16 protein-coding genes are annotated in these 19361 nt (G+C 75.9%); 11 read left to right on the top strand and 5 right to left on the bottom strand.

Annotated elements, in window-relative coordinates:
* Window position 1: 1 nt before the first annotated feature.
* Entirely contained in the window at window positions 2–1813 is a 1812-nt protein-coding gene (locus LN037_RS08110; protein ID WP_230751428.1) for a gamma-glutamyltransferase family protein, read from the bottom strand.
* A 102-nt stretch (window positions 1814–1915) separates the two neighbouring features.
* On the opposite strand from LN037_RS08110, the gene LN037_RS08105 reads away from it, so the two are divergent.
* From LN037_RS08105 to nudC, 7 genes are all read left to right on the top strand, one after another.
* The gene (locus tag LN037_RS08105) at window positions 1916–2320 is read left to right on the top strand and encodes a DoxX family protein (protein WP_230751427.1); all 405 of its coding nucleotides are present in this window, start codon (window positions 1916–1918) and stop codon (window positions 2318–2320) included.
* Between the two features lie 9 nt (window positions 2321–2329).
* The gene (locus tag LN037_RS08100; protein WP_230751426.1) at window positions 2330–3745 is read left to right on the top strand and encodes a M20/M25/M40 family metallo-hydrolase; all 1416 of its coding nucleotides are present in this window, start codon (window positions 2330–2332) and stop codon (window positions 3743–3745) included.
* A 154-nt stretch (window positions 3746–3899) separates the two neighbouring features.
* Window positions 3900–4874 carry an SDR family NAD(P)-dependent oxidoreductase gene (locus tag LN037_RS08095; RefSeq protein ID WP_372460406.1) on the top strand — a complete coding sequence of 325 codons (975 nt, stop codon included), beginning with the start codon at window positions 3900–3902 and terminating at the stop codon, window positions 4872–4874.
* 150 nt (window positions 4875–5024) lie between these two features.
* The gene (locus tag LN037_RS08090; RefSeq protein WP_230751424.1) at window positions 5025–5702 is read left to right on the top strand and encodes a hypothetical protein; all 678 of its coding nucleotides are present in this window, start codon (window positions 5025–5027) and stop codon (window positions 5700–5702) included.
* Window positions 5703–5711: 9 nt separating this feature from the next.
* Complete coding sequence (locus LN037_RS08085; RefSeq protein ID WP_230751423.1) at window positions 5712–7016, top strand: M16 family metallopeptidase; 1305 nt, start codon at window positions 5712–5714, stop codon at window positions 7014–7016.
* Window positions 7013–8401, top strand: coding sequence for a M16 family metallopeptidase (locus LN037_RS08080; RefSeq protein WP_230751422.1), 1389 nt, complete (start codon window positions 7013–7015; stop codon window positions 8399–8401). Before LN037_RS08085 ends, LN037_RS08080 begins: the two co-directional genes overlap by 4 nt.
* Window positions 8402–8427: 26 nt before the next feature.
* Window positions 8428–9441, top strand: coding sequence for an NAD(+) diphosphatase (gene nudC, locus LN037_RS08075; RefSeq protein ID WP_230751610.1), 1014 nt, complete (start codon window positions 8428–8430; stop codon window positions 9439–9441).
* 94 nt (window positions 9442–9535) lie between these two features.
* Here nudC and LN037_RS08070 read toward each other — a convergent pair whose 3' ends face one another.
* Together LN037_RS08070 and LN037_RS08065 are read right to left on the bottom strand one after the other, a co-directional pair.
* Complete coding sequence (locus LN037_RS08070) at window positions 9536–9787, bottom strand: mycoredoxin (protein ID WP_305058223.1); 252 nt, start codon at window positions 9785–9787, stop codon at window positions 9536–9538.
* Between the two features lie 34 nt (window positions 9788–9821).
* Window positions 9822–13121, bottom strand: a complete 3300-nt coding sequence (locus LN037_RS08065; RefSeq protein ID WP_230751420.1) for a proline dehydrogenase family protein — start codon at window positions 13119–13121, stop codon at window positions 9822–9824.
* 78 nt (window positions 13122–13199) lie between these two features.
* Between LN037_RS08065 and LN037_RS08060 the strand changes: the two genes are divergently transcribed.
* The 4 genes from LN037_RS08060 (at window position 13200) to LN037_RS08045 (ending at window position 16950) form a co-directional block, all read left to right on the top strand.
* The gene (locus LN037_RS08060) at window positions 13200–13910 is read left to right on the top strand and encodes a helix-turn-helix domain-containing protein (protein ID WP_230751419.1); all 711 of its coding nucleotides are present in this window, start codon (window positions 13200–13202) and stop codon (window positions 13908–13910) included.
* 95 nt (window positions 13911–14005) lie between these two features.
* The gene (locus tag LN037_RS08055) at window positions 14006–16123 is read left to right on the top strand and encodes an ATP-dependent DNA helicase UvrD2 (protein ID WP_230751418.1); all 2118 of its coding nucleotides are present in this window, start codon (window positions 14006–14008) and stop codon (window positions 16121–16123) included.
* Window positions 16124–16239: 116 nt separating this feature from the next.
* The gene (locus LN037_RS08050; protein ID WP_230751417.1) at window positions 16240–16515 is read left to right on the top strand and encodes a hypothetical protein; all 276 of its coding nucleotides are present in this window, start codon (window positions 16240–16242) and stop codon (window positions 16513–16515) included.
* A 117-nt stretch (window positions 16516–16632) separates the two neighbouring features.
* Entirely contained in the window at window positions 16633–16950 is a 318-nt protein-coding gene (locus LN037_RS08045; RefSeq protein WP_230751416.1) for a WhiB family transcriptional regulator, read from the top strand.
* Window positions 16951–17034: 84 nt separating this feature from the next.
* Here the strand turns inward: LN037_RS08045 and LN037_RS08040 are convergent, their stop codons facing one another.
* Both LN037_RS08040 and LN037_RS08035 read right to left on the bottom strand, forming a co-directional pair.
* Window positions 17035–18348, bottom strand: coding sequence for an ABC1 kinase family protein (locus LN037_RS08040; protein ID WP_230751415.1), 1314 nt, complete (start codon window positions 18346–18348; stop codon window positions 17035–17037).
* Window positions 18338–19345: a ThiF family adenylyltransferase gene (locus LN037_RS08035; RefSeq protein WP_230751414.1), complete on the bottom strand. Its 1008-nt coding sequence runs from the start codon at window positions 19343–19345 to the stop codon at window positions 18338–18340. Before LN037_RS08035 ends, LN037_RS08040 begins: the two co-directional genes overlap by 11 nt.
* Window positions 19346–19361: the final 16 nt, after the last annotated feature.

The following is a 19361-nucleotide window of genomic DNA, read 5'->3' as shown; positions in this document are numbered from 1 at the left end:
ATCACCTTCCCACCGCGTAGCCCTGCATGCCCCGGGGATTGGCCGCACCCCACAGCACGCGGCGGTCCCGGTCGATCCCGACCGCCGAGAGCCGGCCCAGCGCCCAGTCGCCCGCCCGCGTGACCCGGTGCCCCCGACGCTCCAGCTCGCCGATCACGGCCTCGCCGAGCCGGTCCTCGACGGTCGCCCCCGCGGGCTCCCGGTCGCGCGGCCAGAACGAGCCGGGCGAGGACGTCGTGTGCAGGGCCGGGGCGTCGATCGCGGCCTGCGGCGACCAGCCGCCGACGAGCGTCCGGAGCAGGTAGAGCAGCTGCCACTGGTCCTGCTGGTCGCCGCCGGGCGAGCCGAGCGCGACGACCGGACCGCGGTCGTCGAGCACGAGCGTCGGTGTCAGCGTGGTCCGGGGGCGCCGCCCGGGGGTGAGCGTCGAGGGCAGGCCCTCCTCCAGCCACGTCATCTGCAGGCGGGTACCGAGCGCGAAGCCGAGCCCGGGGATCGTCGGCGAGGACTGCAGCCAGCCGCCGGACGGGGTCGCGGAGACGAGGTTGCCCCAGCGGTCGACCACGTCCACGTGGCAGGTGTCCCCGCGCATCTCGCCGTGCGACGACGTGCCCGGCTCGCCCTCCAGCGTCACGGTCGGCTCGCCGACCGCCGAGCCCGCGGTCACCCCCGGGGCCACCCCGGCCGTGGCGAGCTCCGCCATCCGCGGCTCGCGTCCGCCGACGCGCCCGGGCCGGACGTCGGGCGAGGCGACCTCGGAGAGCAGTGCGCGGCGCGCGTCGAGGTACGCCGGGTCGAGCAGCTCGGCCACGGTGACCGGGGTGTCGTCGCCGAACCACGCCTCGCGGTCGGCCTGGGCGAGCTTGATCGCCTCGAGGACGCGGTGCGCGCCCTCCCCGGTCGACGGGTCGGGCACGTCCGGCTCGAGCAGCGCCAGCATCTGCAGCAGCGCCGGGCCCTGCCCCCACAACGGCGTCTTCGCGATCCGGTACCCGTGGAAGGTCCCGACGGCGGCGTCGGTCACCGAGGCCCGCCAGCCGGCGGAGTCCGCGACCGTGAGCACCCCGGCGTGGTCGGTCCCCGAGGCGTGCCGCTGCGGCGTGCGGCAGAACGCCTCCACCGCCTCGGCGACGAAGCCCTCGGCCCAGACACCGCGGACCGCGTCGACGCGGGCCTCGCGGGTCGGTCCCTGCGCGGCGTCGGCGAGCCGACCCAGGGTCGCGGCCCAGGCCGGGTTGCGCAGCACCTGCCCGGGGGCCGGCGGTCGCCCGTCGGGCAGCCAGAGTGCCGCGCTGGACGGCCAGTGCTCCCGGAAGAGGTCGGCCACCGCGGCGATCGTCGACCCGACGCGTGCGACGGCGGGGAAGCCGTCGCGGGCGTAGCCGATCGCCGGTCCGACGACGTCGGTCACCTCCCACGTGCCGTGGTCGCGCAGCAGGAGCAGCCAGGCGTCGGTGGCCCCGGGGACCGCCGCGGCGAGCGCGCCCGCGCCGGGCACCCGGTCGAGGCCCTCGGCGCGGTACCGCGCGGCCGACGCGCCCGCCGGCGCCGGGCCCTGGCCGTCGAGGACCCGCGGGGTCGGATCACCCGCCGTCGTGAAGACCGCCGTCAGGTCCCCGCCGGGCCCGTTGAGGTGGGGCTCGACGACCTGGAGGACGAAGGCGGCCGCGACCGCGGCGTCGAAGGCGTTGCCGCCCCGCTCCAGCACGCCCATGGCGGTGGCCGAGGCCGCCCAGTGCGTGGAGGCCGCCATCCCGACGGTGCCCTCCAGGGTCGGGCGCGTGGTGAAGGCCGGCGGGCGGGAGAAGCGCATCGGCCGATGGTGGCGCAGCAGCCCCGCCGACGCGCAGTACGAAAAAACAATCAGGCGATACGTTATTGACACCACGCCCTCGTGAGCAGCAGGATCGACGCCATGAGCACCGTCACCGCCGCCCCCGCCGCCACCCGCTCCCGCGCCGCCACCATCGGCCTGTGGGTCCTCCAGGTCCTCCTCGGGCTGATGTTCGTCGTCGGTTCGGGCCTGCCGAAGCTCTGGGGCGACGCCTACGCGATCCAGCTGTTCGCGGAGCTCCCGGGCGGTCAGGCCCTCCGGCTCGTCGTCGGCGTGCTCGAGATCGCGGGCGGGATCGGGCTGCTGGTGCCGCGCCTCGCGGGCCTCGCGGCGACGTGCCTCGCCGCCGTGATGGTCGGCGCGACGATCGCGCAGCTCTTCTTCCTCTCGGTCGGGTTCTGGTACACGCCGGTGATCCTGGGCGTGCTCCTGCTCGTGGTCGCGGTGGTGCGCCGCCGGGAGATCCGGGCCCTCGTCGGGGGCTAGCGTGAGGGCGTGACCAGCACGATCGAGCCGCTCTCGGGCACCGTCGAGCAGACCGAGGTGGCGGCGCGGGCCGACGCCTTCGTCGCCGAGCTGTCGGAGTGGCTGCGCATCCCCTCGATCAGCGCGGACCCCGGCCACCACGGCGACGTGGCGCGCTCCGCGGAGTGGCTCGCGACGACCCTGCGCCGCGACGGCTGGCCCACGGTGGAGGTGTGGTCGGACACCGCGGCCCTGCCCGCCGTGTACGCGCACTGGCCCGCGGCGGACCCGGCCGCGCCGACGGTGCTCGTCTACGGCCACCACGACGTGCAGCCCGCCGATCTCGACGACGGGTGGTCCTTCGCCCCCTTCGAGCCGCAGGTGGTGGGGGAGGAGCTGCGCGGGCGCGGCGCCTCCGACGACAAGGGCCACATCGCGATGGTGCTGCTCGGCGTCCGGGCGCACCTCGCGGCGACGGGCGCGGCGGCCCCGGCGGTGTCGCTGAAGCTCCTGGTGGAGGGTGAGGAGGAGTCCGGGTCGGCGCACCTCGCGGAGCTCCTCGCCGCACACGGTGACGCGCTCGCGTGCGACGAGATCGTCGTGACCGACACCGGCATGGTCGACCGGGAGACCCCGACGGTCTGCTGCGGGATGCGCGGACTGGTGGACCTCGAGGTCGTCTACCGCGGCGCGTCGGTCGACCTGCACTCCGGGCAGTTCGGCGGGGCCGTGCCCAACCCCGTCACCGAGCTCGCCCGCCTCGTCGCCGCCTTCCACGACGACGACGGGCACATCGCGGTGCCCGGGTTCTACGACGACGTCCGCGAGCCGACCGCGCAGGAGCGCGCGGCGTGGACGGCGCTGCCCTTCGACGAGCCGGCGTGGCTCGCGGGCTCCGCCGCCGGCGCGACGGCGACGTCGGGCGAGGCGGGCTGGTCGACCTACGAGCGGCTCTGGGCCCGCCCGACCGCCGAGGTCAACGGCCTGCACGGCGGGTACGCCGGCCCCGGCCACAAGACGATCGTGCCGCACGCCGCGACCCTGAAGATGACGTTCCGGCTCGTCGACGCCCAGGACCCGGCGCGGATCAAGCCGCTGCTGGAGCGCTTCGTGGCCGAGCGCGTGCCCGCCGGGATCGACGCCGAGGTCTCCACCGGCGGGCCGGGCGTGCCGCCGCTGATCTGCGACCTCGACTCGCCGCTGGTGGCCTCGATCCGCGCGGCGATGGGTATCGCGCTGGGCGTGGAGGTGCTGCCCGCGCGCGAGGGCGGCAGCGGCCCCGAGGCGCTCCTGACGACGGCGCTCGACGCCCCGCTCGCCTTCCTCGGCGTGATGCTGCCCGGTGACCGGATCCACGCCCCGGACGAGCGTGCGGTGCTCCCGCTGCTGCTGCGCGGCGCCGAGTCGGTGGCCCACCTGTGGCGTCTGCTGGGGGCGCGTCACTGACCCCCCCTCGTGGGGGGGGGGGGGGGGGGGGGGGGCGTGGCAGGAAAGCGTCGTTGCTGTCAGCCAGTGGCAGCAACGACGCTTTCCTGCCACGACGGGCGAGGGCCGTCGGGTTGCGTTCGAGTGCGCTCGAAGTCCTAGCGTCGGACGCATGATCACAGCGCAGCAGACCCCGATCGGCTCCGGGTTCGGCGCGACCACCACGGCCACCGACGTCCTCGAGGGCATCGACCTGACCGGGCGCGTCGCCCTCGTCACCGGCGGCTACTCGGGCCTCGGACTGGAGGCCGTGCGGGCCCTCACGGCCGCGGGCGCCCGCGTCGTCGTCCCGGCCCGTCGTCGGGAGGTCGCCGACGAGGCCCTGGCGGGCCTGGAGGGCGTGACCACCGACGAGCTCGACCTCGCCGACCTCGACTCCGTCGCCGCCTTCGCCGACCGTCGGCTCGCCGACGGGACCCGCATCGACATGCTGATCGACAACGCGGGCGTCATGGCGTGCCCGCTCGAGCGCGTCGGCCCGGGCTGGGAGCGCCAGTTCGCCACCAACCACCTGGGCCACTTCGCCCTGGTGAACCGGCTCGCGCCGCTGCTCGACGACACCTCGCGCGTCGTCTCGGTGTCCTCGCGCGGGCACCACTTCTCCGACCTGCACCGCGACGACGTGCACTACGAGCACCGCGCGTACGACAAGTGGCAGGCCTACGGGCAGTCGAAGACCGCGAACGTCCTGTTCGCCGTCGGGCTCGCCGCCCGCGGCGTCCGGGCCTTCGCCCTGCACCCCGGGGGGATCATGACCCCGCTGCAGCGCCACCTCCCGCTCGAGGAGATGGTCGCGCTGGGCTGGCAGGACGAGGACGGCAACCCGGGGCCGGCGGCCGCGAACTTCAAGACCCCCGAGCAGGGCGCCGCCACCGAGACGTGGGCGGCGACGAGCCCGCAGCTCGCCGACCTGTCCGGGGTGTACCTCGAGGACTGCGAGGTCGCGGTGGCCGTCGACACCTCGACCCCGCCCGACTCCCGCGGCGGCCACCCCGGCGGCGTCATGCCGTACGCGATCGACCCCGACGCGGCCGAGTGGCTGTGGCGGACCTCGGTCGAGGCCACCGGCGTGGACGGGTTCACGCGCTGACGGGCCCCGGGGCGGGGCGGCGGCCGACCCGGTGACCGGATCGGCCGGACGGGACGTCCACGAAACGCGTCGGTGTACCAGCCCGTCGCAGTGGGTACCGACCGGGGATCCCTCCAACGGGTCCGGCGCGGCGTGAGCAGAATGTCAGCCGTGTCACTCTCGGTCGGCCTCCCGTCCCGCGCCTCCGCACCTGCGCGTCCCCGGGTCGCCGAGTCCGATCACCGCGCCACCCGGACCCTCGTCCTGCTGGTCGCGCTCGCGCTCGGGGCGCTGGCCGTCGTCGCGGTCGTCGTGCCGCGGGTCCCCGCGCTCGCGCAGGCCGTCGGGCTGGGTCCGGCACCCGCCGCGCCGGTGGCGCCGCCGGTGACGGTGACGGCCGTCGTGACCGCCACCGCCTCCTGCCTATCGGCCGACCCCCACGACCGCGTGACCCTCGAGGTCGGCGGTGTCCGGCGGACGGCGCTGCTCGACGGCTGCGGGCGCAACCCCGGTTTCCCGGTGCCCGTGCAGGTGCCCGCCGACGGCACGATCACCGCGCCGCTGGCCGTCGCGGGGACGGGCGCCTCCGGGTCCCGCACCGCGACGGACGCCGCGGGTGAGGCCGTCTCCCCGCTGGTGGCGCGGCTGGAGCTCGCGCTCGCGGTGGCGGCCGCGCTCGGGGCGGGCTCGCTCGTCGTCGCCCTCAGCCGGCAGCAGCGGCGCCCCGCGCGTCGCGTGGCCGTGCCCGCGCGGGGCCGGGCCTGCGCCGCGTCCCGCCGTCCGGGCCGGGGGCGCGCCCGACCCGCCCGACGCGCCGTCCCCGCCCAGCGGGACCGTCATCGCCGTTAGGGTCGGGGGGTGAGTACGGCCCCCACCTCGGCCCCGCCCGAGCAGCGACAGCGACTGACGCTCGACAACGGTCTCCGGGTGCTGCTCGCACCCGACCGGACCAATCCCGTCGTCGGGGTCGCCGTCCACGTCGACGTCGGCTTCCGCAGCGAGCCGGAGGGCCGCACCGGGTTCGCCCACCTGTTCGAGCACCTGATGTTCCAGGGCTCGGAGAGCCTGGAGAAGCTCGCCCACTTCCGCCACGTGCAGGGCTCGGGCGGGGTCTTCAACGGGTCGACCCACCAGGACTACACCGACTACTTCGAGATCCTCCCGGCCGGCGCGCTCGAGCGCGGGCTGTTCCTCGAGGCCGACCGGCTGCGCGCGCCGAAGCTCACCGAGGAGAACCTCCGCAACCAGATCGACGTGGTGAAGGAGGAGATCCGGCTCAACGTGCTGAACCGGCCGTACGGCGGGTTCCCCTGGATCCTGCTGCCGCCGGTGCTGTACTCGACCTTCGCCAACGCGCACAACGGCTACGGCGACTTCACCGACCTCGAGACCTCCACCCTCGACGACGCCGCCGCCTTCTTCGACGCCTACTACGCGCCCGGCAACGCGGTGCTGACCGTCGTCGGCGACTTCGACCCGGACGACGCCGCCGCGCTGGTCGAGCGGCACTTCGGCGACATCCCGGCCCGCCCGGTCCCGGCCCGGCCCGCGTTCGGCGAGCCCGCCCCCGACGGCGAGCGTCACGAGTCGGTCCTCGACGCCCACGCCCCGCTGCCCGCGCTCGCCCTGGGCTACCGCCTGCCCGACCCGGGCACCGACCTGCCCGGCTACCTCGCCCACGCCGTTCTCGGGAGCCTGCTCACCGACGGCGAGGCGGCCCGCCTCACCCAGCGCCTCGTCTACGGCGACGGCCTGGTCACCGACGTGTCCGCCTCGGCGGGACTCATGGGTGCGCCGCTGGACGCCCGCGACCCCGACACCTTCACGATCACCGCGGTGCACCCGGACACCGTGGACCCGCGGCGGGTGGTCGACGCTGTCGACGCCGAGCTGCTGATCCTGGGCGAGCGCGGCCCCGACCCCGAGGAGTTGCGCCGCGTCACCGCCCGCTGGGCCAGCGCGCTGCACCGCGAGCACGACCGGCTGATGAACCGGATGCTCGCCCTCGGGTCCGCCGAGCTCGTCCACGGCCGGGCGGAGCTCTCCGACGAGCTGCCGGGCGCCATCGCGGCCGTCACGCCCGAGGCGGTCGCCGCCGCGGCGGCGTCCCTGCGGCCCACCTCGCGAGCCCTGCTCGTCCTCACCCCCGGAGCCGGAGCATGACCGCCCCCACCGCCGCCGAGCGCCGCTCCGCCGCCGAGATCGGCCGCACCCCGGCCGGTCCCCGCGAGCTGCCCCCGCTGCGCCCGCAGCCGCAGGTCCCCGCGCCCGAGGAGGTCGACACCGTCCTGACGACGGGTCTGCGCGTCATCGCGGTGCGCCGGCCCGGCGTCCCGGTGGTGGAGCTCCGGCTGCGCATCCCGTTCTCCGGCGAGGACGCGCAGCGGCCCACGCACGCGGCCGTCGCCGAGGTGCTCGCGTCCACCCTGCTCTCGGGCACCGGCCGACGCAGCCGGATCTCCCTCGACGACGACCTCGCGGGCGTCGGCGGCGAGATCGGCTTCGCGGTCGACCCGGAGCGGCTCGCCGCCGCCGGGCACGCGCTGGCCGAGGGCCTGCCGACGCTGCTCGACGTCGTCGCCGACGTGCTGACCGGGGCCGCCTACCCCGACGAGGAGGTCGCGCGCGAGCGCGAGCGGCTCGCCGAGCGCATCCAGGTGGCGTCCGCCCAGCCCTCGGTGATCGCGCGCCGGGCGCTCCAGCGCCACCGCTACGGCGACCACCCGGTCACCCGCGAGATGCCCGACGTCGCCGACGTCGCGGCGGTGACGACCGACGACCTGACCGCCATGCACCGCCGTCAGGTGGTGCCGCGCGGTTCGGTGCTCGTGCTGGTCGGCGACCTCGACCCGACCGCCGCCGTCGCCGCGACCGAGGCCGCGCTCGCCGCGTGGGACCCGCCCGGCGAGGCGGGGCTGCTGCCGCCGCTGCCCGAGCTGCACGGGTCGGACCTGCTGCTGGTGGACCGGCCGGGCGCCGTGCAGTCCCAGTTGCGGCTCTCCGCCGCGGCCGTCCCGCGCACCGACCCGCGGTATCCGGCCCTGCAGCTGGCGAACCTGGCGTTCGGCGGCTACTTCTCGTCGCGCCTGGTGGAGAACCTGCGCGAGGACAAGGGCTACACCTACCACGCGTCGTCGTCGCTGGAGTTCGACCCGTACGGGGCCGCGCTCCTCGTCGAGACCGACTGCGCCTCGGAGGTCACCGCCCCCGCGCTGCTGGAGATGCGCTACGAGCTGGGGCGCGCCGCCGTCGTGCCGCCGAGCGCAACCGAGCTGGAGTCGGCCCGGCGCTACGCCGTCGGGTCGCTCCTGATCTCGATGAACACGCAGGCCGGGCTCGCGTCCACGCTCGCCGGGCTCGCCGGCGTCGGACTGGACCCGGGGTGGGTGCGCGAGCACCCGCAGCGCCTCGAGGCCGTGACGCTGGAGCAGGTCCACGCCGCGGCGGCGGAGTTCCTCGCGCCCGCGCGCTTCACCGGGGTGGTGGTGGCCGACGCCGCCACGTCGGCGGAGTCGTTGCGGGCGTTGGGTGGTATCAGGACCCCGTGACCACTGCACCCACCGCGGGGCCCGACATGCGGGCGGCGTTCCACCTCGACTCCCTGCCGCGGCTCTCGCGCTCCACCGTCGACCGGCGTGAGCAGGTCCGCGACGACCCGGAGCACGTGGCGTCGACGTGGCCCCTGGCCCGCGTGGTGCGCGTCGACCCGCAGGGCCGCACGCCGGTCGAGGAGCAGCCGGACGGGACGCTGCGCGTCATCGACGTGCCGTCGCGCCAGTTCGGCGCATCCATCCCCGAAGGTGCGGTGCTGCTGGGCGAGGAGGACGGCACGGCGTACTGGGGGGTGCGCGTGCCGGACGCCGACGCGTCGAACGACGCCGGCTCCGGGTTCTCCTCGACCGAGCTGTGGCGCGACCTCCGGGTCTCCGGGGGCGACCTCGACGCCCACTCCGCGGGGCTGCTGACGACGGCGGTCGCCCTGCTGTCCTGGCACGAACGGGCCCGCTTCTGCGCCCGGGACGGCTCGCCGATGCGGTCGATCAAGGCCGGGTGGGCGCAGCTCTGCGAGGCGAGCGACCACGAGGAGTACCCCCGCACCGACCCGTCGATGATCTGCCTGGTCCACGACGGCGCCGACCGCGTGCTGCTGGCGCGCCAGCCGATCTGGCCCGCGGGCCGCTACTCGGTGCTCGCGGGGTTCGTCGAGGCCGGCGAGTCGCTCGAGGCGTGCGTCGCGCGGGAGTGCGCCGAGGAGGTCGGCGTGACCGTCTCGGACATCACCTACCTCGGGTCGCAGCCCTGGCCGTTCCCGCGCTCGCTGATGATCGGGTTCTCCGCGGTCGCCGACCCGCAGCAGACGCTCGCCCTGCAGGAGGGCGAGATCGAGAACGCCCGGTGGGTCACCCGCGACGAGCTGCGGACCGCCCTGGCCGCCGGCGACTGGATGACCCGCGAGGGCGAGGGACCCCGCGGCGCCCACGGGGTGGGCGGCACCGCGTTCGAGGCCGGCGAGGACCGCGAGCTGATCCTGCCCGGCGGCGTGTCGATCGCGCGCGCGATGCTCGAGGCGTGGGCGACGGCGGGCTGACCTGCCACGAGGGGCGCCGGCCCCGGAACGAACGAAGGGCCCCTCCGGTCGAGTAGATCGACCGGAGGGGCCCTTCGTTCAGCACGGGTCGGCGTCACACGCCCGGCGCGGCCTCCGCCTTCGCCAGGGCCGTCTTCACCTCGGCGAAGCTCGGGTTGGTGGCGGACGAGCCGTCGGGGTAGACCACGGTCGGCACGGTGCGGTTGCCGCCGTTGATGCGGGTCACGATCTCCGCGGCGTCGGGCGTGCGCTCGATGTCGACCTCGGAGTAGCCGATCCCCTCGCGGTCCAGCTGGCTCTTCAGCCGCCGGCAGAAGCCGCACCAGCTGGTCGTGTACATCGTCATCTGCGCCATGTGAGGCACAACGCGCCGGGCCGCGTCAGGCTTCCACGTGGCCGAACCGGTGACGGGTCACACTCACCGCCTGCTCGCGCAGCACCGTGAGCAGCTCGCGTCGGCCGTCGGCGAGCACGGGACCCTCCACCAGCGAGGCGCCGACCTCACCCGCCCGCCGCCGCAGCGCCTCGGGCGCCGTCCCGACCACCCGCAGCCGCTCGCCGGGTTCCGGCACGACCTCCGCGGTCACGTCCGCGACCGGCACCCCGGCGCACGCGCCGGCCAGCCGCAGCCGCACCACGTCGCGGTCGGCGGCCCCGTCCGCGACGACGACCCGCAGCGCGGGCAGGGGTCGGTACCGGAACACGTTGGCCTCGGCCGCGATCCCGGTCGGGTCGTGCTCGACCCCGAACTCCTCGCGCCACCAGTACGCGTCCGACCCCGCCGCCGCGCGCAGCCACGCCAGGTCGTCCGCCGGCACCGAGGAGGCCACGGAGGCGAGCAGGTCCGCCGCGGCCCGGCCCAGCGGCGCGGTCGCGGGCGACTCCGTGTCGGCCCAGGTGCCGAACTGCGCCACGTAGTTGGGCCCGCCGGGCTTCGCACCCGGTCCCACCACCGAGCCCTTCCACCCCCCGAAGGACTGACGCTGCACGATCGCGCCGGTGATGTGCCGGTTGACGTAGGCGTTGCCGACCTCGACCCGTTCCATCCAGTGCTCGATCTCGTCCCGGTCGAGCGAGTGCAGGCCCCCGGTGAGGCCGAACGCGGTCGCGTTCTGCAGGGCGAGCGCCTCGTCCAGCGACGCCGCCGTCATCAGGCCGAGCACCGGACCGAAGCACTCGGTGAGGTGGAACCACGACCCGGGCGCCACTCCCTCACGCACCCCCGGAGTCCACTGTCCGTCGCCCGTCCGGTGGGGTTCCACCAGCCACGACTCGCCGGGCTCGAGCGTGGTCAGCGCCCGCTCCAGTTTCGGTGACAGGTCGCCGACGAGCGGGCCCATCGTCGTGGACAGGTCGGTGCCGGGCCCGACCCGCAGCGTGCGCACGGCGTCGACGAGCTGACGGCGGAACCGCCGCCCGACCGCGGTGCGCGGGTCGCCCACCGAGCCGACGAGGACGGCCAGGGAGGCGGCGGAGCACTTCTGCCCGGCGTGCCCGAACGCCGACCGGACGAGATCGGCCACCGCGAGATCCGGGTCGGCCGCGGGGGTGATCACCAGGGCGTTCTTGCCGCTGGTCTCGGCGACCACCGCGAGGTCGGGCCGCCACGACCGGAAGAGCGCCGCGGTCTCGCTCGCGCCGGTGAGCACCACCCGGTCGACCGCCGGGTGCGTCACGAGGCGGCGTCCGGCGTCCGCCTCGTCGGTGTGCACCAGCTGCAGCGCGTCGGCCGGGATCCCGGCGCGGTGCAGCGCCGCGACCCCGACCTCCGCGCACGCCCGGACCTGCGGCGCGGGCTTGATGACGACGGCCCCGCCCGCCGCCAGCGCGGCGAGACAGCCGCCCAGCGGGATCGCCACCGGGAAGTTCCACGGGGGCGTCACGACGACGACCCGGTCGGGTGTGAAGCGTGCGGTGTCGAGCTCCTCGGCGCGGTCGGCGTAGTAGGCCGCGAAGTCGACGGCCTCCGAGATCTCCGGGTCGGCCTCGGCGACCGTCTTGCCGGCCTCGTGGACCATGGTCGTCACGAGCTCCGTGCGCGCCGCGACCAGCGCGCGGGCGGCCTCCCGGAGCAGCCGCGCCCTTTCCGCCGGCGCCAGCCCACGCCACGTCGACGCCGCCGCGCGCTCCACCACCGCGTCGACCGCGGCGGGGTCGGTCAGCTCCGGCGCCCGCACGACGGCGGGTGCCGCGGCGACCGCCCGCCGGGCCCAGTCGCGGTTGGGGCCGAGCGACGGGTCGGTGTCGGGCTCGTTGCGGAAGCGCTCGGGGACGGGGCCGACCACGGGGGCGGTCCGGTCCTGCGTGCGGCGCGGCGTGTCGGCGACGGCGTCCCGGTCGCGGACGGAGGCGCGGAAGCGGTCGACGTAGGACCCCGGGCCCTGTGCCGAGAACATCGCGTACAGGTAGTTCTCCTGCCCGGCGTTCTCCTCCAGCCGCCGGACCAGGTAGCTCACGGCCGCGTCGAAGTCCTCGGCGTGGACCACGGGCGTGTAGAGCACCAGCCCGCTGTCCGGCAGGTCCGCCGCCACCGCCCGGGCCTGCGCGGGGGCCATGCCCTGCAGCATCTCGACGTCCATCTGCGCCCCGACCCCGCGCGCAGCGGCGAGCTCGACCGCCAGCGCGACGTGGTGCAGGTGGTGGCTCGCCACCCCGATCCGCAGCGCGTCGGCCAGCTCGGGGCGCAGCGCCCGGTCGAGGAGCCGGACGTAGTTGGCGTCCACCTCGGCCTTCGTGCCGTAGGGCGCCTGCGGCCAGTCGTGCAGGGCCGCGTCCACCCGTTCCATCGCCAGGCTCGCGCCCTTGACCAGCCGGACCTTGACCGGCGCCCCGCCCGCGTCGACCCGTCGTCGGGCGAAGTCCGCGAGGTGCCCGAGCGCCGCGACCGAGTCCGGCAGGTAGGCCTGCAGCACGATCCCGGCCGAGTACCCGCGCAGCGCGGGCTGCTCGAGCAGGGCGGTGAACAGGGCGACCGTGAGGTCGAGGTCCTTGTACTCCTCCATGTCCAGGTTCACGAACACGCCGTGGTCGCGTGCGGCCTCGAACAGCGGCGTGAGGCGCTCGACGAGCCGGTCCCGGCTGCCCTCGAGGTCCCACGGCACCAGCTGGCTCGCCACCGACGACGCCTTGACCGAGACGTAGTCGACGTCGTCGCGGCGGATCAGCTCGAGCGTGCGGGCGAGGCGACGGTCCGCCTCGTCCTCGCCGAGCACGGCCTCGCCGAGCAGGTTGAGGTTCAGCCGGAACCCGTCGGCCCGCGCTGCCGCCAGCCGACGGCCGAGCACGCGACCGGAGGCGTCGACGACGAGGTGCCCGACGAGCCGGCGGAGCCGCCGCCGTGCGAGCGGGACGACGAGCCGCGGCGCGCGCGGGGCGAGCGCCGCCCCGGTGCGCAGCATCAGCCGGTCCAGCGCCGAGGCGAACCCGGGCAGCGTGGCACCGCGCCCGGCCAGGCGGGCCAGTTCGCGGGCGGCCACGGCGTCGTCCTCCGGGCGCGCGACCCGGTCGACGAAGTGCATCGCGAAGTCGACCCCGGCGGGATCGTGCACGAGCGCGGCGAGCCGGCGGGTCGACGCGTCGTGCCCCGCCTCGTCGCTCGCGCCGGCCCACCGGTCGGCGCGGGCGACCGCGCGCTCGACGAGGGCCTCGTCCAGTCCGACCTGCACCACCTGCTCGCTCATGGCTCCAGCGTGCACCCGGGGTCCGACACTCTTCTTGTCCGAATCCGGCGACCCCGCCGTCGGGACCCGCCAACGAGGATGGGACGCGTGGACCTGCCCGCCGACGCCCTCGTCGCGCTCTTCGCCGAGCTCACCGGCGTGATGTTCTGCGCGAAGGACGCGCAGGGGCGCTACACCGAGGTCAACGACGCCTTCGTGCGGCGCACCAACCAGCGCGACCGGTCCGCCGTCGTGGGACGGCGTGCGGGGGAGCTGTTCGTCCCGGCGCTGGCCGAGCGCTACGAGGAGCAGGACGCGCGCGTGCTCGGCGAGGGCCGCACGCTGCGCCACGAGCTGGAACTGATCCGCCGCGAGGGCGGGGTGCCCGGCTGGTACCTCACGACGAAGGTGCCGGTGCGCGCCGACGGCCGCGTGGTCGGGGTAGTCAGCGTCTCCGAGGACCTGCGCTCGGCGGACGAGAGCGATCCGGCCATGCCCGCGCTCACCCGCGTCGTCGACCTCGTGGCGGACCGGATCGCCGACCCGCCGCGTGTCGAGGAGATGGCGACCACCGCCGGGATGTCGACCTCCGCGCTCGAGCGGCGGATGCGCGCGGTGTTCGGGCTCGCCCCGACCCAGTTCGTGCTCCGCACCCGGATCGACCGCGCCCGCTCCCTGCTCACCACCACCGACCTCCCGCTCGCCGAGGTGGCGCTGGCCTGCGGGTTCTACGACCAGCCCGCCTTCACCCGCCAGTTCGCCCGGCTCGCGGGGGAGACGCCGGGTCAGTTCCGGCGCCGGGCCCGGTGACGGAGCCGCCTTTCCTGGCACTGGGTGCAGGCAGTGACGCATTGCTGGCACCGGAGGTGCCCGTCCTCCCCACACTGTCGGGCCCGTGAGAGACCATGACGGGCGTGGCGGCGGACCGGAGTGCGACGGACGGACTCGACCCCGAGCAGCGGGCGGCGGTCGTCGCCCCGCGCGGTCCGGTCTGCGTGCTCGCGGGCGCCGGCACCGGCAAGACCCGCACGATCACGCGCCGGATCGCCCACCTGGTGCGCACCGACCAGGTCCGGTCCGGCCAGGTCCTCGCGGTCACCTTCACCGCCCGCGCGGCCGGGGAGATGCGGACCCGCCTGCGCGACCTCGGGGTCGGCGGGGTGCAGGCGCGGACCTTCCACGCCGCGGCCCTGCGCCAGCTGCGCTACTTCTGGCCGCGCGCCGTCGGTGGCGAGGCCTGGCCGCTGGTGGAGAACAAGGTCCGCTTCGTCGGGCAGGCCGCGCAGCGCGCCGGGGCGGCGACCAACCGGGAGTCCCTGCGCGACCTCGCGAGCGAGATCGAGTGGTCGAAGGCCTGCCTCGTGGCGCCGGACCGCTACGTCGAGGCGGTGGCCGCGGCGCAGCGCGACACCCCCGCGCCCGCGGACCAGGTCGCCCAGGTCTACGCGGCCTACGAGCAGCTCAAGAACCGGGCCGAGCAGCTCGACTTCGAGGACCTGCTGATCCACACCGCCGGGGCGCTGGAGGAGACCGCCGAGGTGGCGGACGAGTTCCGCGAGCGGTACCGCTGCTTCGTCGTCGACGAGTTCCAGGACGTCACACCGCTGCAGCACCGGCTGCTCGACGCGTGGCTCGGCGGCCGGGACGACCTCACGGTCGTCGGTGACGCCAACCAGACCATCTACTCCTTCGCCGGCGCGAGTCCCTCCTACCTGCTGGACTTCCCCCGTCGGTACCCCGAGGCCGAGATGGTCCGGCTGGTGCGCGACTACCGGTCGACCCCGCAGGTGGTCGCCGCCGCGAACACCGTGATCGGGGCCGCGCGCGGCCGGGCCGCGGGCAGCCGGCTGCGCCTCGAGGGCCAGCGTCCCCCCGGACCGGCCCCCGACTTCGCCGAGCACGACGACGAGCCCGCCGAGGCCGTCGCCGTCGCGGAGCAGATCCGCGGCCTGATCGACGACGGGGTGTCCCCGGCGGAGATCGCCGTGCTGTTCCGGATCAACGCGCAGTCGGAGGTCTACGAGCAGGCGCTCTCGGACCTCGGGATCGCCTACCAGGTCCGCGGCGGCGAGCGGTTCTTCCAGCGCACGGAGGTGAAGAACGCGATCGCGGCCCTCCGCACCCTCGCCGGGCGGCTCGAGGGCGGGCCGGACGCGGTCGTCGGCGCCGACGTCGTCACCACGGTGCGCGCGGCGCTGGGGGAGCAGGGCCTGACCGACACCCCGCCCGCGGGCAGCGCGTCCGACGGCGCGCAGCGTCAGCGCTGGGAGTCGCTGCGGGCGCTCGCGGAACTGGCGACCGACCTCGTCGAGGCGGTGCCGGAGGCGACCTTCGGCGCGTTCCTCGCCGAGCTGACCACCCGCATGCAGGCCCAGCACCCGCCGACCGTGCAGGGCGTGACGCTCGCGTCCCTGCACGCGGCCAAGGGCCTGGAGTGGGACGCGGTGTTCCTCGTCGGGCTCGTCGACGGCACGCTCCCGATCCAGCACGCCGACGGCGACGACGAGGCGGTGGAGGAGGAGCGCCGCCTGCTCTACGTCGGCGTCACCCGCGCCCGCGTGCACCTGCGGATCTCCTGGGCGCTCGCCCGCCAGTCCGGGGGCCGCCGCTCCCGGCGGCGCAGCCGCTTCCTCTACGGGCTCGTGCCCGAGGACCATCCCGCGTCGCGGAAGCCCGGCTCCGGCATCGACGGCGGACCGAAGGCGAAGGTCGCACGGGCGGCCTGCCGGATCTGCGGCAAGGCGCTGGCCGACGCCGGCGCGCAGAAGATCGGACGCTGCACCGAGCACCCGTCCGACGTCGACGTCGAGCTGCTGGACGCCCTGCGCAGCTGGCGCTCGACCGAGGCCAAGCAGCGCTCGGTGCCCGCCTACGTGGTGTTCACCGACGCCACGCTGGTCGCCCTCGCCGAGCAGCGCCCGCAGGACACGAAGGGCCTGGTGACGATCCCGGGGATCGGCGCGTCGAAGCTCGAGCGCTACGGCGAGGACGTGCTGACGATGGTGCGCGAACACGCCCGCTGAACTTCGTCGGCGAATCCCCGGTTAATTCCGTTGCGGCCCGCGCGGGCGGGCCCCTAGGTTCGACAGCACTCCGGCGCACGAGGTGTCCGGGGTCGAGACGAGGGGGGTGTGCACCGGTGAAGACCTTGTTCACGGGCACGCCCGTCTCCGACGCCGTCCGCAGCATCGCTGCGACGGCGGACGTCTGCGCGTGGGACCGCGTGGCCGCCGGTGCGTACCTCACGCGCATCCGCGCCTTCGCGGCCGTGCCGACCATGTCGGTCACCGGGGGAGAGGTGTCCCCGGCGACGGGCCTGGGCGGCTCCCGCCCGGCCGGCTCGTCCGTCCCGCAGCGTCACGTCGATCTCGACCCGCACCGTCCGCGCCCGAGCGGTGGTCCTCCGAAGGACTGACCACCACGCTCTCCCAGGCCGCGGACCACTCCGGTTCGCGGCCTTCGTCGTCCCACCCGACGACGACTCCGCGGCCCGGGTGCCCACCCCCGAACACCCGCCGTTGGAGGTCCGACCATGTTCCCCGTTCCCACCGCCCCCGACATAGCCGTGTCGGCCTCCCTGCCCTGCCGCACGGAGCCCGACGACCTCTGGTTCTCCGACAGCCCGTCCGAGCTCGAGCAGGCGAAGGTGCTCTGCATCGCCTGCCCGATCCGGCGCGCGTGCCTCGCCGGCGCGCTCGAGCGGCGGGAGTTCGCCGGGGTGTGGGGCGGCGAGATCCTCGACCGCGGTGCCGTGATCGCGCGGAAGCGCCCGCGCGGTCGGCCGTCCAAGGCCGACCTGGCGCGGGACGCCGAGATCGCGGCGGCCCGGGCGGCGGCCGGTGTGGCGTGACGCCCCGGCCCCGTCCCGCGTGAGGGGAGCCCTCGAGCGACGAGAGCGCTCGCGGGCTCCCCTCACGCCTGCGGGGCGTCGTCCTCAGACGTCGAAGCCCGGCTGCCACTCCCGGAAGATCGACCGCAGCCCGATCTCGGCGTCGAGCTGGCAGAGCACGGCCACCGAGGCCAGCGTGACCCGGTGGATGAGCAGGTACTGCGGCGGCAGGTTCAGCCCGCGGCCGGTCTCGAACTCGGGCCGGCGCAGGTCTCCGAGCCGCTCGGCCTGCCCGCGGATCCACTCGCGCGTGAAGTGGAACTTCTCGGTGCGCAGCGGGTCCACCAGCGGCCCGAGGTAGGCCATCGCCCGCTCCGGGGTCATGTCGGTGTCGGGGAGCACGAAGTTGAGCTCGCGCATCAGCTCGAGCAGCTCGTCGGCGCGGTCCTCGACCGAGAGCGCGAGCATGTGGCCGAGCTCGTAGGGCAGGCCCTCGGGCAGGCGCGCGACGGCACCGAAGTCGATGACGCACAGCCGCCCGTCGGGCAGGATCTGGAAGTTCCCGGGGTGCGGGTCGGCGTGGAGCATCCCGACGCGGGCCGGCGCGGAGAAGTGGAACGTCGAGAGCAGGTGCCCGACGCGGTCGCGCTCCTCGGGCTCCCCGACCCGGATGACGTGCGACAGCGGCGTGCCGCTGATCCACTCGGACACCATGGCCTTCGGGGCGGACGCGACGACCCGCGGCACCACCACGTGCTCGTCGCCCTCGAACGCGGCGGCGAACGCGCGCTGCGCGTCGGCCTCGTCGCGGTAGTCGAGCTCCTCGGCCATCCGGTCGCGCAGCTCCTGCAGCAGCGGCTTGATCTCCATGCCGGGCACCATCGGCTGGATGAGCCGGGCGAACCGCTGCAGCTGACGCAGGTCGGCCATGACGGCCTCCTCCGCGCCCGGGTACTGCACCTTGACGGCGACCTCGCGGCCGTCGCCCCACACCGCGCGGTGCACCTGGCCGATGCTGGCCGACGCCGCGGGGGTGTCGTCGAACTCGCGGAAGCGCTCGCGCCACCCGCGTCCGAACTGCTCGGCGAGCACCCGGTGGGTGCGGGCGGTCGGCATCGGGGGAGCGGCGGTCTGCAGCCGGGTGAGGGCCTCCCGGTAGGGCTCGGCCAGCTCCGGCGGGACGGCGGCCTCGAACACCGAGAGGGCCTGCCCGAACTTCATCGCGCCGCCCTTGAGCTCGCCCAGCACGGCGAAGAGCTGCTCGGCGCCCTTGCGGGCCACGTCGGCGGAGATCTCGCCGGCGTCGCCGCCCGCGAGGCGGCGACCCCAGCCGGCGGCCGTGCGCGAGGCGAACCCGAGCGGCAGGGACGCCAGGCGCGCGGAGCGTTGGACCGTGCGGCGCGGGATGTCATCGGACACGACCCCGATTCTCCCCCGCCGCGACGCCCGGGGCGCGCGGAGGTGTGCCGCCACACGGGCAGTCGGGATGCACCGGACGCGGACGACGTGCCATCCGCCCGGCGGCCGCGTCGATCTCGTCCGCGGCCCCGAGCAGGGCGGGCCGACCCTGCAGAAAGGCCAGGACGTGCCCGGCGACCAGGCCCGCCACGGTCGTCGCGCCGGGCACCGTGACGACGGCGGCCGGCGCGGGACCGGCGCGGTGGTGCGCGGCGCAGCGCAGGCAGGAGGTCCGCCCGGGCAGCACCAGGGGCCCGACGACGCCGAGCGCGTCCGCGGCCGTCGCCGCCAGGTGCGGCTGGTGCCGGGCGTGCAGCCGCCCGGTCACGGCCGGGTCGCCCGCCGCCGCACCGGTCAGCACGACGAGGTCCGGCCGGCGGCGGGTCGGCTCAGCGACGGCGACGGCGGGATCGGCGCGGGCCACGGCGGCCGCCGCCGCGAGGACGACCGGGTGACCGACGTCACCGGGCTCCAGTCCGGTGCCCAGGTCCTCGGGGACCACCAGCCCGCCCGCCCGGACCGCCACCCGACCGACCCCGGCGCCGGCGAGCACCGTCGCGATCGCCACCCCGAGGCGCCCGGCCCCGTGCACCCGGACGTAGGCGGTCCGGTGCCGCGTCGGGGAGCCCGGGCGGAGCAGTCCGGCCGCGGCGAGGTCGGCCAGCAGCGCGGCCACGTCCTCCGGGCGGGCGCCGCGCGCCACCGCCTCCGCGAGCGGGGACCGGCCCGGCTCCGGCGCGGCGAGCCGGTCGAGCAGGGCCCGCAGGGGCGGCCCGACGTCGTCGAGCTGCCGGACCGGGTCGTCGCCGAAGCGGGCGGTCGTGGCGTCGTGCCAGTGCGGGGCGACGACGAGCCGGGGCGGGTCGGGCAGCGGGTCGGGCAGCGGGTCGGGCAGCGGGTCGGGTGGCGGGTCGGGTGGCGGGTCGGGTGGCGGACCGGGCGGCAGGGAGGGCCTCACATCCGCTCGGACGCAC

Source organism: Actinomycetospora soli, assembly GCF_021026295.1.
GTDB lineage: Bacteria > Actinomycetota > Actinomycetes > Mycobacteriales > Pseudonocardiaceae > Actinomycetospora > Actinomycetospora soli.
This window is presented reverse-complemented; position numbering and strand designations above follow the sequence as displayed.

Bases quoted from the DNA above. Each gene is read 5' to 3' on its own strand.
- LN037_RS08070 (WP_305058223.1), bottom strand. From the start codon at position 9,787: ATGACGATGTACACGACCAGCTGGTGCGGCTTCTGCCGGCGGCTGAAG.
- LN037_RS08065 (WP_230751420.1), bottom strand. From the start codon at position 13,121: ATGAGCGAGCAGGTGGTGCAGGTCGGACTGGACGAGGCCCTCGTCGAG.
- LN037_RS08060 (WP_230751419.1), top strand. From the start codon at position 13,200: ATGGGACGCGTGGACCTGCCCGCCGACGCCCTCGTCGCGCTCTTCGCC.
- nudC (WP_230751610.1), top strand. From the start codon at position 8,428: ATGCGGGCGGCGTTCCACCTCGACTCCCTGCCGCGGCTCTCGCGCTCC.
- LN037_RS08045 (WP_230751416.1), top strand. From the start codon at position 16,633: ATGTTCCCCGTTCCCACCGCCCCCGACATAGCCGTGTCGGCCTCCCTG.
- LN037_RS08055 (WP_230751418.1), top strand. From the start codon at position 14,006: ATGACGGGCGTGGCGGCGGACCGGAGTGCGACGGACGGACTCGACCCC.
- LN037_RS08105 (WP_230751427.1), top strand. From the start codon at position 1,916: ATGAGCACCGTCACCGCCGCCCCCGCCGCCACCCGCTCCCGCGCCGCC.
- LN037_RS08080 (WP_230751422.1), top strand. From the start codon at position 7,013: ATGACCGCCCCCACCGCCGCCGAGCGCCGCTCCGCCGCCGAGATCGGC.
- LN037_RS08110 (WP_230751428.1), bottom strand. From the start codon at position 1,813: ATGCGCTTCTCCCGCCCGCCGGCCTTCACCACGCGCCCGACCCTGGAG.